Origin of the sequence: Criibacterium bergeronii (assembly GCF_001693775.2) — a bacterium.
GTDB lineage: Bacteria > Bacillota > Clostridia > Peptostreptococcales > Filifactoraceae > Peptoanaerobacter > Peptoanaerobacter bergeronii.
On the sequence record NZ_MBEW02000024.1, the window covers coordinates 12,147 to 28,092 of the forward strand.

12 protein-coding genes are annotated in these 15,946 nt (G+C 31.5%); 2 read left to right on the forward strand and 10 right to left on the reverse strand.

What is annotated here, in order from left to right:
• Nucleotides 1–2: 2 nt before the first annotated feature.
• The 5 genes from BBG48_RS08900 to holA all read right to left on the reverse strand — a co-directional run bounded on the left by BBG48_RS08900 (nucleotide 3) and on the right by holA (nucleotide 7,083).
• Complete coding sequence (locus BBG48_RS08900; RefSeq protein WP_068913093.1) at nucleotides 3–857, reverse strand: PRC-barrel domain-containing protein; 855 nt, start codon at nucleotides 855–857, stop codon at nucleotides 3–5.
• A 12-nt stretch (nucleotides 858–869) separates the two neighbouring features.
• Complete coding sequence (locus tag BBG48_RS08905; protein WP_068913095.1) at nucleotides 870–2,612, reverse strand: hypothetical protein; 1,743 nt, start codon at nucleotides 2,610–2,612, stop codon at nucleotides 870–872.
• A gap of 112 nt (nucleotides 2,613–2,724) precedes the next feature.
• Nucleotides 2,725–4,140 (reverse strand): type II secretion system protein GspM, encoded by a 1,416-nt coding sequence (gspM, locus tag BBG48_RS08910; RefSeq protein WP_068913097.1) that lies wholly within the window; start codon nucleotides 4,138–4,140, stop codon nucleotides 2,725–2,727.
• Complete coding sequence (gene pilM / locus BBG48_RS08915) at nucleotides 4,133–5,923, reverse strand: pilus assembly protein PilM (RefSeq protein WP_068913098.1); 1,791 nt, start codon at nucleotides 5,921–5,923, stop codon at nucleotides 4,133–4,135. Before pilM ends, gspM begins: the two co-directional genes overlap by 8 nt.
• A gap of 122 nt (nucleotides 5,924–6,045) precedes the next feature.
• Nucleotides 6,046–7,083: a DNA polymerase III subunit delta gene (holA, locus tag BBG48_RS08920; protein ID WP_068913100.1), complete on the reverse strand. Its 1,038-nt coding sequence runs from the start codon at nucleotides 7,081–7,083 to the stop codon at nucleotides 6,046–6,048.
• Nucleotides 7,084–7,512: 429 nt separating this feature from the next.
• On the opposite strand from holA, the gene BBG48_RS08925 reads away from it, so the two are divergent.
• Nucleotides 7,513–9,246 carry a methyl-accepting chemotaxis protein gene (locus tag BBG48_RS08925; protein WP_068913102.1) on the forward strand — a complete coding sequence of 578 codons (1,734 nt, stop codon included), beginning with the start codon at nucleotides 7,513–7,515 and terminating at the stop codon, nucleotides 9,244–9,246.
• Between the two features lie 142 nt (nucleotides 9,247–9,388).
• Here the strand turns inward: BBG48_RS08925 and BBG48_RS08930 are convergent, their stop codons facing one another.
• The 5 genes from BBG48_RS08930 to BBG48_RS08950 are packed head-to-tail and all read right to left on the reverse strand — an operon-like array spanning nucleotide 9,389 to nucleotide 14,028.
• The gene (locus tag BBG48_RS08930; protein ID WP_068913103.1) at nucleotides 9,389–10,843 is read right to left on the reverse strand and encodes a UDP-N-acetylmuramoyl-L-alanyl-D-glutamate--2,6-diaminopimelate ligase; all 1,455 of its coding nucleotides are present in this window, start codon (nucleotides 10,841–10,843) and stop codon (nucleotides 9,389–9,391) included.
• Nucleotides 10,844–10,869: 26 nt separating this feature from the next.
• A complete protein-coding gene (locus BBG48_RS08935; RefSeq protein ID WP_068913105.1) occupies nucleotides 10,870–11,799 on the reverse strand; it encodes an RluA family pseudouridine synthase in 930 nt (309 codons plus the stop codon).
• Nucleotides 11,800–12,267: a signal peptidase II gene (gene lspA, locus BBG48_RS08940; protein ID WP_094754424.1), complete on the reverse strand. Its 468-nt coding sequence runs from the start codon at nucleotides 12,265–12,267 to the stop codon at nucleotides 11,800–11,802. It abuts the gene before it with no gap.
• On the reverse strand, nucleotides 12,260–13,273 hold the full coding sequence (trpS, locus tag BBG48_RS08945) for a tryptophan--tRNA ligase (protein WP_068913107.1): 1,014 nt from the start codon (nucleotides 13,271–13,273) through the stop codon (nucleotides 12,260–12,262). The genes lspA and trpS overlap by 8 nt, the downstream gene beginning before the upstream one ends.
• Nucleotides 13,274–13,332: 59 nt before the next feature.
• The gene (locus BBG48_RS08950; RefSeq protein ID WP_068913109.1) at nucleotides 13,333–14,028 is read right to left on the reverse strand and encodes a 5'-methylthioadenosine/adenosylhomocysteine nucleosidase; all 696 of its coding nucleotides are present in this window, start codon (nucleotides 14,026–14,028) and stop codon (nucleotides 13,333–13,335) included.
• Nucleotides 14,029–14,485: 457 nt separating this feature from the next.
• Here BBG48_RS08950 and BBG48_RS08955 point away from each other — a divergent pair, with 457 nt between their 5' ends.
• The gene (locus tag BBG48_RS08955; protein WP_068913111.1) at nucleotides 14,486–15,463 is read left to right on the forward strand and encodes an ABC transporter substrate-binding protein; all 978 of its coding nucleotides are present in this window, start codon (nucleotides 14,486–14,488) and stop codon (nucleotides 15,461–15,463) included.
• Nucleotides 15,464–15,946: the final 483 nt, after the last annotated feature.

Consider the following 15,946-nt stretch of genomic DNA (forward strand, 5'->3'; position numbering starts at 1 on the left):
TTTTATACTGTTGCCAATAGCTCATAAAATAGATTTTCATCCATTTCTTTGACCTTTTTTATTAATTCTTCTGTAAGCTCTGTACCTTTATACACAACGACTTCGCCGTTTGAACCAATCAAATCCTGTGTAGTTTTTTGACCTAATACCTTTTTTTCCCTATTAGAAACAAATTCGTCTAAATCTACTTTACCTGTTGATGTATATTCAGCCTTTTGTTCCTCCGGATACATATCATATAGCTTGGATTGAAGGTATTTTTTCTTAACGCTATTATAATTTTCTTCTGTATCTTCTGTTAAAGCGTCTTTTGGAAATTCAATTTCTATATTATTATTTTTATTAAAAGCTCTTTCTTCTAAATCTTTTTTAACTATAGTCAAATTACTATTTTTTTTTACGATTATTAGCTTATGGCCTAGTGTTATTATGTCCTCTTTTGAGATTGCACTGCTATTATCAGCTGCGTCATCAAAAAGTAATGACTCTATTTCACCGGTTTTTTCATCGAAATCAAAACCGTAGGTTTTACCAACATAGTCACCGGTGTCAGTGATAATGACTTGAGATATTATATCGTCTTGTTTTTTATATTTTTTATCATCAAACTGTAATAACTTAATGTCCATTACAGAGGACAAGGATTCTAGTGTAGCTGCATAATTTCCCACTGAAGAAAGGTGTAAATACGGGATAACCACTTCTACCTTAATAGTATCGGAATCATTGTTTTGGATAACTATGTATTCCACTGTTTTTTTGTCGCAGTTTACATAGGTTGTTTTTATATTGCCTATTTCTTCACCATCTTTTAGCGAAACTACAGGCAAATTAAGTAATTCTTTAATATTTTTCATATTTCCCCTTTTCTACATCAACCTAAATATTTCAGCATTCACCATGTCCAATATTTTATCAGTTGAATCTTTTGGTATCCTAATTTTAATTTCATTTAAAATTTTTAAATACTCATATTTATTATTTTTTTCTAAAGTATCTTTTAAAATCATGTATGCTAACATTTTTTCTTTTAATACTTTAGAGTTTAATATAACTTCCTTAATTAAATAACAGCCTCTATCAATTTCGTCATTTTCAATCATTTTGTAGCCAAGGTCTATCATGTCTTGAAAGGTTGAATTTTTATCAACCTCATATTTTTTTTCATATGACGATTCTGATTTTGGATTTTCTTGATTTATTGCATGATTTTCATCATTTTGATTAGGTTCTAGGACTTTTTCTTGTTCTATATTACTAAATTCAAAATTATCTGTTATTTCATCGGCAACACTTTGATGTAAATCAAGGTCATATAATGTATTTTCATCAACTTTCTTGTCTTTAAATTGTTCAAGCGACTGATAAGGTCTAATGTCATCATATTTTGAAGCTATTTGTACTTCAGCATCTTCTAATTGCTCCTGTGTTGAGTCAATCTTTTCACCCTCTGAATTTATAACGTAAGCACCGGCAATATCTGAGTGACTTTCGTCAGTATCAGCATTGGCAAAATTGCTCACTTTTTCTTGCTGTAATTCTTTATCCAAACTTAAATCTTCAACTTTTGCGATTTCATTTTGGCTTGTATCATCAAATTCTAAAGAGTCAAGTTTAAATAAATCTTCATCTAAATTCAGGTCACTATCCAGTTTGAATGAAATTTCTTCATCATCGTCTATAATATCAGATGTATGTTCTAAATCAATGTCACTCGTCAAATCTATTTTAGTTTCATCAAGTATTTCATCGTATTTAGATTCATCTTCTGCTGATTGTTCTTCTATTTGTTCATCCTTTTCATCCAATTCAGGCTGCACATTTTCAATCTCAATATTTAAATCCTTGTCGTCTAAAAATAAATCGTCATCGTCTTTATCAAAATTTAGACTTTCTGTCGAAATATCTATAGTATCATCATTTGAGCTTATTTCACCGGGTTTTATATCGAAATTTTCTGATACTATTTCATCAGTTTTTTCAGTATCTCCCTGAACATCATCATTGTCAGTGATTTTTTTTAGGCTGATTTCCAATGGTTCAATATCACTTGAGCTAATCGGTGTTATTTCATCTTTATCGACTATATTTGTTTCATTAGTATTAAATATATCGTATTTTTCGGAATTGTTATCATCACTTACGTCATTTACAGATTCCATTTTGTCTTTATCTGTGTGTATATCATAAGAGCTGCTATTTATTTCTAGTGATAAATCCTGAGAGGTTTGTTTTGTGACTTCCCCAAAAATTCCGTATGGGTCATTGTCCATAGTTTTAATCTCTGATGAAGTATTTTTATCATCGTCTTGCTCGTTAATTTGTTGTTGCAAATTTTCAATTTTTGCAAAAGAACTTACTTCTTTCCCCGAATTTTTCTTATTGTCATATTTTTTTATGAACTTAATCATATCTTCATTATCATATTTTAAAATTTCGTCTGCACTTGGAGGATTGATGTCAGTTGACTCAGATTCTACCTGTCCTACTTCGTCCTGCTTTTTATCTCCTACTGCATCTACATCTTTGTCATATATATCTTGCGAAGAATTTTCTTGATTTTGTAAAATTTTATTTTTTTCTTTATTAAATAAACCCAAAAATTTACTCATTAAAAAGCACCCATTCATAAGTTTAATGTATCTTTAGATAAATCAGCATAGTACCTTATTTTGTAATTATATATCGAATTTTTTGTTAAGTCAATAAAATATACTGCTCACACTATTTGCTAATCGTATAATTTGCGTATAAGCTATCAAACAAAATGCTGTTTTCGTTTGGATATTTATTTGTACTATTAGCTATGGCAATGCCTTTCAAAGTTGCAGGATATGCAAGTGAGCCCAAATCAGTTTCAAATTCCTTAAAGCCTGAAAAATTTGCCTCATCAATTATATTTATTCTTTTTAAATTTTTGTTTGCATCTTCAAATACATATTCCATTTTTACTCCGGTAGGTGCAATCTGATATACTGATAATTGCAATGTGTCCGGTTTTTTAGAAAGCACTATACCCTTTTCAGACATATCTAGTAATACCTCTGCTGATTGTGCATTATCCTTAGGAAATACATTATCCAATGAAACTATTTTATAGTTCTTTCCCTCCGCGTTTTTTAATGAAATACTTGAAGTTACCAAATCAGACGATGGCAAGGCTTTAAATCCTGTAATACTATCAAACCTTGTCAGCTCAACAGTTTTTTTATAGCTTATTGCTGCCGCCGGTAATACTGCTACACCTGATGGATGATTGATAGGAGCATACCCGCTATTTATAATTGTATTTGCAAATGACTGAGGGGTTTGTAAAACCTGAGAGCTAGGATTGTCCTGATTAATCCAAGAATAAGACATAAACGGTGACGATTTGGCTGTGGTTGGAATAATTTTAGACTCAAATATGCTTATTGGCTCAGGTAAATAAATGTCTAATGATTTTATTTTAAAGAAATGTAACAATATATCTCCGGAGACATAATCGTCAGAGTTTTTGCCAAATTTTATAGCATTTTCGCTAGATTCCTGTTTTGAAAGTTTAATTCTATTTGACACAATATTTTGTGGATTTTCTTTCATTAAGTCAAATAGCTTGATTAATTCATCATAAGTTCCTTCAAAGTTTACTGTTGCACCTGTTAGGCTAATGTTATCCGAAGGATTGAATGATGTACCTCCTGCTGGTTGTCCTGCATCTTGTGTGGTTTGTTCTGAAGGAGGTTGCTGTGGCTGATTGGCATTTGGGTCTTGTGCTAGGTTATTCCACTGATTGCCTGTAAAGTCAAATCCCAAATCTCCGGATTCTTCAAAGCTTATTTGCTTGAAATCCAGTCCACTCTTATAATTTAAATCATTTATTAAAGAAATCAAATCCTCCTGATTTACATCATGAAAATGTCTTTGTGCTAAAGGCATTATATTTTGTTTTTCGGTTTGAACCTGTTTCTTTAAATTATCTAAGGTTGCTATCTTGCTGTCCATTGAAATCAATTGACTCTGAAGTTGGTCATTTTGACTTCTCAGGTCATTTAAGGTATTAAATTGCGGATTAAAAACAAAGGTGTATAATACATAACCCAATATTAATACGGCAAGAAGTGCTAATAATTTTTTATCTCTCTCGCTCAAATTATTCATTAGTTTCCTCCGTCTTATCACCATTTTCTAACGTATTTTGTACAATTTCATTTAAAACATTTACATCGTATTCTAAGGTCATTTTAAAGCTATAGTATGGCGGATTTTCTCCCTGCTTAGAAATGCTATCTATATAAATATTGTTGAATACTCCGGTTTGTCTAATATTATATTCAAACTGACCTATACTCATTTTATCTGAGCTATTGCCATCAATTGAAATCTTTGCGTTGTCAATGCTTACATTTGTAAAGTATAGGTTTTCGCTCATAGAGTTTCTAACTGTATCAAATAGCGTTCTTGATGCAGTATCAACTGTCCTCAAGCTATAATCTACTGCGTTTAAAAATGACTTGTCTCTATTAATTGTATTAAGTATTTCTGTCTGCTCTTCTACTTCTTTTGCCTTGGCTATCCTTTCAGGGTTGCTAAGCTCTGTTTGATAATTAGCTATAGAAGTTTTCAGCATTCTAATTGATAAGAAATTATATAAAAATACACCTAAAACTACCACAAGTATCAAAGCTAAAGCAATCAAGCTATACAGAGTTTCTTTTTTTTCAGCCTTTTTATCTATTTTAGATTGTATAAAGTTGTTGAAGAAGTTTATTCTATCGATATCTACTAAGGCTGAAATCGCATTAAAATATCTCATAACGCCCTGAGTGGTAAGGTTTGATGTGGCTGATAAATTGCCAATCTTATATATTGTCCAAGTTGGTATATTTAATCTAGTACCTATATAATAGTCTATATTTTTTATTTCTGAACCGCCACCGTATAGATAAATGCTATTTATTCTATTGTCGGTGTTTCTGCTGGTATAATACTGAAATAATTTTTGAATGTCCTGAACCCATCTGTCTGCTAAAGACAGGATTGTTTCTTGCAGTTTCGTGTCTTGAACGTCATCTGAGAAAAGATTAAAGCTTTTATATTTAGAAATCAAAGCATGAATATTTTCATCACTATCATCAATACTGTCTTTTACTGTTTCAAATATTGATAAGTCGTTCCTAATCAGTCTGTTGAACTCAAATTTGCCGTTTTTTACTATACTTAAATTTATTGATGTATTGCCAAGGTCAATAAAAGCAATAATTCCATCAGTTAAATTTTTATCATTGATATTAACTTTATTGATTAGGTTTTCTGCATTATCATTTTGTATGTCTAAAGCAACAGGTTTAAGTCCAATTTGGTTAAACATTTTGTAAATTTGGTCAGCAAAATCAGATGGTAGCGCATACACAACTACCTTTAGTTTTTCTTGATTGTCTAATGACACACTATACAGTTTATTGTACTGTAAGATGTATTTGTCTACATCTATAGGAAGATACTCGCTGATTTCATATTTTATTACATCAGGAATATACTCATCCTCCATAACCGGTATTTCCATTTCTCTTGTTATAAGTCCGGTTGATTCAATACTTACTATACAATCCTTAGTTTTGAAATTATTTTCTCTAAGCAGTTTATTTAAAGTCTCAACTAGCTTTTGTTCGTCTTTTATCTCTCCACCGTTATAGACCTCCGGTTCTAATTCGACAAAGCCTATTTTATCAATTCTAAAGTTGTTTTTATCGAATTTACCTTCAACTGCCTTTATCTGCCTATTGCCTATATCTATTGATAGATAGTTCTTTCCCTCTAGAATGTAGCTTTTAGATTTCTTTGCAAAAATAGGCTTGTTGAGCATCTGCTTTATACTAATTTCTTTTTTTAGGATTGATGAACTTTCTTTATTTTGTTTTTCTTTCCTATTTAGTAAAGCCATAATTTCTCCTTACTTTAATTTTTTGTAATAAACTAAATTTGATTCACATACATATTTTATTTAAATAAAAATTTATTACCTGCTATCATTAGTTAAATCAGCGTCTTAATATTTATATAAGATTAATTTATCACATAGGAGCAGATACGTCCTACCATTATTTCAACGCTGATTTTATCGTTTATTCTTCCGGTCTTTGCCCTGTAATCCATGTCACTACAGATATTGTATAAATCAAGCAGCTCTTTATAGGTGTATTTGTTAAGTAGTGCCTTTGTCTTTTTTACGACAAATGGATGAAGATTCAATTTCTTTGCAATTACACTCTCTGGAATGTGCCCCTTGAGCAAAATCCTCAACTTTATAAGCAATGAAATTTGTCTACCTATCAAAGCCAATATTTGTATAGAGGCGTTGTGAACTTCTGTAATATTATTTAAAAGCTCGTAGGATTTCATTACATCCCCATTAAACACTGCGTCTATGAATTTAAATATGTCAACATTTTTTTCTTCAAAAACTGTACTTTTAATATCAGCTACGTTAATTAAACCATCATTTTTGGTGTTTAAAACTATTTTTTCTATTTCATTTTCCACATCAAAAAGGGTTACCTCTGAGTCTCTGAATAAATATCCTGATTTTTCTATTAAATAATCTTTTGAACTATTATCTATTTTGACGTGTTTAGCATTTAGCTTTCCTGTAATAAAATTGGAAAGCTGTACTTTGTCAAGCCTTTTTGACTCAAACACTTCACTGTTTTTGCTTATTTTCTTATAAAATCCATTTCTCTTGTCAATGACTGCCGGCACAAAGATTAACTGGGTCGTCTTTAACGGTGCATTTGTATATTCAATTAAATTATCAATTTCATCTTTATCATAAGCACTGGATGAAGAAAATAAATCTGAGGTTTTGACTACTACCACACGCTTTTTATCCATAAAAGGCACTGATTCGCATCTGCTGATGATATCCTCCAAATTTTTTTCGTAATCTGTATCTATGACTGTATAATTAAGGTCGCTAAAAGAAGGTGCCAAACTATCCTTAGCTACCTTGAGTGCCTTTTCTATTTGATAATTTTCTTCCCCATATAGAAGATATGTACTGTAGCTATTAGATATCAGACTATCGTATAATTCATTTTCATTCATAAAGTATTCCTCATAAAAAACTTATTTTCCATAAATATGTCATATCTAAACAATGATATAATTCATGGTGTATGTATCATTATAGTTGTTTTATTATATTTTTTCAACAAAAATTTAAACTATAATTATAGATAACCCATAATTTTTTGGTATTTATAATTTAAACTAGCTTATTTTTATTTTAATAATACTGTTTTGCCTGATTTATTCAAAAAATATTTCACTTTTTAAAAATCTAAATTTAATGTCGTTAATAAAAATAATCATTCAATTAAAAAATAAAGTGGTACAATAGTTTTATAAAATAAATGGTGCTTTTGTTTTATTTTTTTATAAACAATACTTGACTATACCCGTTTTAACTAATATAATATCCCTTAATTAGAATACAAAAAAACTACATTTTGTACTGCGGATTTAGGGGGTACTATGAAAAAGAACTTGTCTGCGAGATTGAGTATCACGGTGGCAATCAGTATGCTCTTTCTCGCTTTAATTTTATCAGCAATTGCTGTTAAGGTTTCATCCATTAAAATTGAACAAATGTATGGTAATGATGCCTTAGACATTTCTGTATCAGTTGCTAACGGTATCAATCCTGATGAATTTAAATCTATTGTAAAATCTCTTGACGTAAATAGCAAATACTATAAAAATATACATAAAATACTATATAATACAAAACTTGAAACCGATGTACTATACGTTTACTCATTTATAAGAACTGCGGAAGATGAAATTACATATATAGTTGACGGTAGTGACACAATTGAGTCGGGAAATAATGATGCTCCCGGAGTTACAGCTGATTTAGCAGATTATGAACCATCATTAATGAAAACACTAAATACAAATAAACCCTCCTCCAGCAAGCTAGTTTATTCTGATGAATATGGATATACCATTAGCGGCTATAGTCCTATAGTAGACAACGATGATAAAGTCATCGGCTATGTTGGATGTGATATAATTGCACAAGACTATTACACAACATTATCAGAGATTGCTCTAATTATTGCAGGTACTTGTTTCATAATAGCCGCTATTTTTTCATTCATATTTTCTTCCATTGTAAGAAAAATTATTTCAAACCCTATAAACAGATTATCCAGTCTTTCCTCATCGTTTAAAAATATGGATTTTACAAGCGATGTTGACGCAGACTTGCTCAGTCGTGAAGACGAAATAGGTATATTATCAAATTCCTTTGAAGAAATTAGAAATGAAATTACTAAATTAGTAGTAAAAATAAGGACGGCATCTGACAATATGCTATTAACTTCTAAAGAGTTAAACGATGAATTTTCTAAAGTAAAAGAGCTTTCAAACAATATATCAAGTGCCATGGACGAAATGGCTCAATGTGCAATGCAACAAGCCTTAGATACAGAATCCGGAGCTGAGCATATAGAAACCCTCAACTTTATTTTAGATAAGAATAGCAATTTAATACGAGATTTGATTGGAGCAACTGACGAGGTTAACCAAAATGTTAACAATGGCATTGAGCTAATGGACAAAATAAATCAGCTCAATTATGAAAATACACAAGCAACAAAAGAAATATTTGATATAGTTAAGCAAACGGGAATTAATACAGATAAAATTACACAAGCAAGCAATCTAATAGCAAATATATCTGACAAAATTAATCTATTAGCATTAAATACTGCCATTGAGTCCTCAAATTCTAGTGAAATAGGAATGAAATTTGCAATTGTAGCTGAAGATATACGAAAATTGGCTGGGGACAGTGCAAAATCAACTGAAGTAATTAATAAAATTGTTGAAGATTTATCCAAAAATTCAAGCACTGCATTAGAAAAGATGGAGCAGTTGGAAAATTCTTTAGATGCTCAAAACCAATCTTTCAATGACGCATTTAGTCAATACAAGCTTATCCAACAATCTAATTCAAACGCTCTAAATACGTTAAATCATATGGCTGTAATCAGAAGTGATTTAGAAGATAACAGAGATAACATCATGCAAACACTTGAGGCTTTGTCCGGTATGTCTGAGCAAAGTGCAGCCACTGCACAAAGTGTATCAGACAACGCTCAGGAGCAAACCGATATGGTAAATGACTTATCAGGTCATAGCGAAAATCTTGTAGGTGTAGCAGAGGACTTAAAAAATCAGGTTGCCAAATTTAAAATATAATAATTTGATTTTATAATAGTAAAAGAGCTTATATCCAATATTTCTATTGAAAATAAGCTCTTTTACTTTTTAATTATACAGTTACTTTTCACGCAACAAATACTAATATAAAAAATATTCACATTTTAATTAGTTCTTAGTATTAGTCCACATTTTTTGCATATTTTAATACTGTTTCATAATCTGAAAAATGTACTCTTTCTCCATTTATAAGCTGATATTCCTCATGCCCTTTGCCTGCGATTACAATGACATCCCCTTCTTTTGACAATTCTATGGCTTTTTTTATTGCTATATCTCTATCGACAAAAGAAAATACACTATTTTTTTTGTCCTCAGGAATAAAGCTTAGGATTTGTTTTATTATATCTAACGGGTCTTCAATATCCGGATTATCTGATGTAACTATAATCAGGTCGCTATATTTTGAAGATACTTCTGCAAGCTCTTGTCTCCTATGCTTTGCTCTTGTGCCGATTGAGCCAAAAATTGTGATTATTCTTTTTGGATTCATGGTTTTTATATTTGACAAAAGATTTTCTAGGCTGACCTCATTGTGGGCATAATCTATTATTACTTTTCTTCCCTCTAAGACATCTAATACTTGTAGTCTACCTTTAACATAAGCCATATTTAATGATTTTTTTATTTTTTCATAAGGATAGCCTAGCTCTTTTAAGCAAGCCACTGTACAAAGTGCGTTGTAAACCCCAAAGCTACCAAAGGAATTTACACTGTAGCTTTCGTCTTTGATGTCAAAATAAGTTTTCATATCGTCGAGGCTGTTTGGATATACTATATTTATTGCAGTATAGTCTGCACCATTTGATAGTCCGTAGGTTTTGCAATTTTTAGTTCTTTCCTGCATCACATTAGCATATTCATCATCAATATTTATTATAGATTTTTTTGCCAGCTCAAATAATTTTGCCTTGCTTAGCATATAATCTTCAAAGCTTTCATGCTCATTTTCTCCTATGTGGTCAGGTGACAAATTGGTAAATATGCCTATATCAAAATCTAAATGCGACACTCTATTGCATTTTAGTCCTAAAGAGGAAACTTCCATCACCACATTTTTTACTCCACTATCCAGCATTTGTCTTAGAGCTTTTTGGATTTCATAGCTCTCAGGAGTTGTATTTGGAGTTGAAATTTCTTTATCAAGATAAAAAATCCCATTTGTACCTATTATTCCGCAAGGCTTGTCATTGTCATCCATTATATATTTTATATAATTTGCAATTGTAGTTTTCCCTTTTGTGCCTGTAATGCCCACTACTGTCATATTTTTAGACGGCTCTTTAAAAAATATATTTGATAAATACGCTAGAGCCTCCCTTGTATCTTCAACCAAAATATATGTAGAATTTCCGGCTATATAACTTGCATCTGATAGTACAATTATATCACAACCAGCTGTTTCCACATCTTTGATGAATTTATGCCCATCTACTCTTGTACCAACCATTGCAAAAAATATGGTATCTTTTTTTGCCTTTTTAGAATTATAAATTAAGTCTATGACCTCTTTATTTGGGTCAAGCTCTATTATTTTTTTTACTTTCAGCTTTTCAATTAAAGCCTGCAACTTCATAGTAAGCCTCTTTTTTATGGTTTCAATTAATTTTTTATATCATTTTTTCTAAGTCTATCCAAATAGCTCTCAAATATTTCCGGCTCTTTTATGCTAAATTCAAGATATTTTTTTGTCCTTGGGTGCACAAAGCCTATTACTCCTGCATGAAGTAGCTGTCCATTGATGGTTTCCTTGTAATTTGAATACATCTTGTCACCGACTAAAGCTCTGTTTATATACCTCATGTGCACTCTTATCTGATGTGTTCGACCTGTTTTTAGTATTGCCCTACCATAAGTGTATTTGTCAAAAATTTCAATTGGTTCTACTGTTGTATAAGCATATTTTCCGTCAGGTACGACTGCAAATTTTAATCTATTTTTTTCGTCTCTGCCTAGAGGCTGTTCTATTACTGTTTTTTCCAATAATTGACCATGACAAATGAACGTATATTCTCTTTTTATACTATGCTCTTTTAACTGCTGAGCCAAATCCAAATGGGCAAAATCCGTTTTTGCAACTAAAAGTAGTCCCGATGTGTCCTTATCTATCCTATGGACTATACCCGGTCTGTCTATGCCATTTATTTTTGAAAGCTTGTCTGCAAGATAATTTACCAATCCATTTACCAACGTACCGTCTGCATTGCCACTGGCAGGATGCACTACAAGTCCTCTTTTTTTGTATACTACTAGCACATCATTGTCTTCATAGATTACATCGAAGTCAATTTTTTGCGGAATAATTACATTTGTATTTGAAAGCTTTTCATCAAAAATATATAAGATTTCTATTTTATCCCCAAATTTTAATACTGTAGATGGCTTTGCCTTTTGTCCGTTTAAAAGTATACTTTTCTCTTCTATGGCTTTTTTTAATTTACTTCTAGATATTTCAGAAAAATTTTCAGCTAAATATATGTCCAGCCTTTTTTCATTTTTTAAATTTTCAGTATAAATCAAAGTTTTTTGCATTTAACTATCTTTTCCTAGAAAAATCAGCAAACAAAATGAAATAACACCCACTACTACCAAAATATCGGCAAAGTTGAAAATGTAGCTCCAAATCCCATGAAAGTTAAACATATCGACTACATAGCCATATCTTAATCTGTCAATTAAGTTTCCTATAGCTCCTGAAATTATTAAAACAATACATAGTTTTACCAAGAAATTATTATATTTTAATAATTGAAACAAAAGTACCGCTATTATGACTATCGTCATAGCTATAAAAATTATTCTTTGGTCTTTGAGTATGCCAAAGGCTGCTCCGGTATTTTGAATGTAGGTTATTGAAAAAAAGCCTTTAATTATTTCCTTGCTCTGCCCTACATCAAAGCCTGCCTTAATATTTATTTTTATAATTTGGTCAATTACTACTAAAATTGGTATTAACAAAAAAAATATAAAATTTGATTTTATTTTTGAATTATTATTCATGTCCTATAAATCCTATTTTCCTGTAAACTTTTGATATCATTTTATTAGCCTCATAGCCTGCCTTTTGAGCACCTTTTTTGTAAATATCTTTTAGATAATCCTTATTTTTTAACAGGTCGTTATATTTTTGTCTAATAGGAGTAATGCCTTCTACAACGACTTGTGCTAAATCTTTTTTGAACTCTGCGTAATTTTTACCTTGATAAATATCCACTACCTCCTGAGGTTTTTTGTGAGAATATGCACAATAAATATTTATCAAATTTTTTATTTCAGGTTGCTCATCGCTGTAATTAATTTGTCCGACAGAGTCTGTAACAGCCTTTTTAATTTTTGAATTTATAACATCATTTTCATCAACCATGGATATAAATCCGTTTAAATTGTCATCGGACTTTGACATTTTTTTGCTGGCGTCCTGCAAGCTCATGATTTTTGCTGTTTCTTTCATAGTATAGATATCAGGTATTACAAAAGTTGGAGAAAATTTATTATTAAATCTTTCCGCCAACGTCCTAGCTATTTCCAAGTGCTGCTTTTGGTCTATGCCAACTGGCACTAAATCTGCAGAATAAAGCAGAATATCCGCAGCCATAAGCACCGGATAAGTAAATAAAGCTGCATTTAGATTTTCTGCACTTTTTCTAGACTTATCCTTATATTGTGTCATTCTTGAAAGCTCACCCATATATGCAATTGAGTTTAAAACCCACATTAGCTGAGCGTGCTGAGGCACATGGGATTGAATGAATAGCGTTGATTTATCCGGGTCTACTCCTCCGGCAATATATTTTGCCAAAACCTCCAAACTTCTTTTCCTAAGCTTAGCAGGCTCTTGTGGCACTGTTATAGCGTGTTCGTCTACTATACAGTAAAAACATTCATATTCGTCCTGCAAGTCAACCCAGTTTTTTATCGCCCCAAGATAATTACCTATAGTAAGCTCTCCTGATGGTTGCACACCGGAAAATATTCTTTTTTTAGCCTGAGATTTTTCTGTTTCCATTGTCCTATCCCCTATACAATTTTATAATTACTCAATGTCAAAATTTATTTTAAAAGTTATTACATCTTACTTAAAATATCTTTTATAAGCCTAACCGCATTTTGAGCTGAGCTTAGCACAAATTCATCAAAGTTCTTTGGAGAATTTCCGTCCGCCTTGTCACTCATAGACCTAATTACCAAAAACGGTACGTTTTGTAAATAACAAACGTGAGCAATAGCAGCCCCCTCCATTTCGGCACAATAAGCGTTATATTTGCTTTCCAGCTCATCTTTTAACCCCCTTGATGATACAAATACATCGCCGGACACTATTACTCCCTTGTGCAAGTTTATTTCTTTAAAATCATTATTAAAACTATATGCCAAATCTACCAATTTTTTATCAGCATAAAATTTACTTGAATCAAGTCTTGGTATTACACCCTTTTCATATCCAAAAGCTGTTACATCAAAGTCGTGCTCCTGTAAATAAGTAGATAAGACAATGTCTCCTATATTTAAATCGTCATTAATCGCACCAGCCACTCCAACATTTATTACTGCATCAGGCTTGTAGTTATCTATCAAGCACTGAGTACACATAGCAGCATTGACCTTACCTATCCCTGCCTTTACTACTATGATGTCGACACCTTCGTATTTACCGCAATAAAATTCCAACACACCCTTTTTTTCTCTTACTTTATCTGTCATAATTTCTAAAAGAGCCTCAATTTCTTCTTGCATTGCACCAATAATACCGATTTTTTTCATAATTAACTCCAATTTAATATATAATAAAATTACCATTTTCATTTAAAATTGAATTTATATATTATATCATATAGACAATAAAAAATCTAAAAAATTTTTCTTGACAAAGTCAAAATAAAAAAGTATAATCGTCACAAATAAAAAACTATGAGAAAGACAAAGATGCTGTAGCTATTTTTCAGAGAGCCGTATCAGGTGAAAGTCGGCAGTAGCAAAGTATGTAATATTCACTTTCTTAGTGTTGCGGGTTCAAAGCATATGCAAGTAGACCTTAGCCGGTAGCTTACCGTTATCCTAGCAGGAGTTGATGGACTCTGTAATGAGATACGATTTTTATAATCGTAAAATAGGTGGTACCGCGAACACATTCGCCCTATGATATTTTAATATCATGGGGCTTTTTTTATTGAAAAAATTGTAGCATTTATTTATTAAAAAATTATTGGAGGATTTAAAAATGAAAAAATCACTAATAGCATTACTACTTTCATCAGTAGCTTTACTGTCAGCTTGCTCAGCATCAGGAGAAACAAAACAAGACGCAGCAAAAGCAGAAGAAATCCAAAAAATCAAAATAGGTATAACCCAAATCATGGAGCACCCTGCACTAGATAAAGCAAGAGAGTCGTTCATAGAAAAATTAAAAACCGATGGCATTGATGCTGAAATAATATATAAAAATTCTCAGGGAGATTTTTCAGTAGCAAACACTATCGCACAAAGCTTCATGGACGAAAAAGTTGACCTTATATATGCAATTTCCACACCATCTGCTCAGGCAGCAAAGCAAGTCACATCCGATGTACCAATAGTTTTCTCAGCAGTAACAGACCCTGTTCAATCAGAATTAGAGGCAGAAAATATCACAGGAGCTTCTGACAAAGCACCAATAAAAACTCAGCTAGAATTATTCAATAAATTAGATAAGAATATCAAAAAAATAGGCATCGTTTATTCCACAAGCGAATCAAATTCTCAAATACAAGTAAAACAAGCAAAAGAAATAGCTAACGAACTAGGTCTTGAAATAGTGGACGTAGGAGTAAACAATATCAACGACCTACCTCAAGGCATAGACGCAATGCTTGGCAAATCCGATGCAGTTTACATGATTACAGATAATCTAGTAGCCAACTCCTTACAACTTTTGACCTCTAAAACAAATAAAGCTAAAAAAATCCTAATCGCCTCTTATGTAATAGACAATCCCGAATCTGCAAAAAGCGTATTACTTTCAAGCGGAGTTTCATACACACAATTCGGAGAAAAAGCTGCTGAAATGGCAGAAAAAATCCTAAAAGATAAAGTTTCTCCATCTTCCATACCAGTATACTACACAGATGAATCAGTATCTTACGTTAGCATGGATGTAGCAAAAGAGCTTGGATTGGATGAAAACAACGAAGTAATCAAAAATGCAGAAAAAATACAGTAAGAGCTAGCTTTGTTCGCCTGCAATATATACAAATTTCAAATCTGGTTAAATATTAAAAAGAATTTTAAAAATTTTAAAAATTTTACTTGACAATTAAAAAATATAAGAATATAATAGGCAAAAATAAAAAACAATAAGAAAGAGAAAAGTACATTGTTGACTTACAGAGAGCCGTGAACGGTGGAAGGCGGCAGTTGGCAGGTATGTAATATACACTTTCTTGGTGTTGCGGGTTCAAAGCATATGCAAGTAGACCTTAGCCGGTAGCTTACCGTTATCCTAGCAGGAGTTGATGGACTCTGTAATGAGATACGATTTTTATAATCGTAAAATAGGTGGTACCGCGAACACATTCGCCCTATGATATTTTAATATCATGGGGCTTTTTTTATTGAAAAAATTGTAGCATTTATTTATTAAAAAATTATTGGAGGATTTAAAAATGAAAAAATCACTAATAGCATTACTACTTTCATCAGTAGC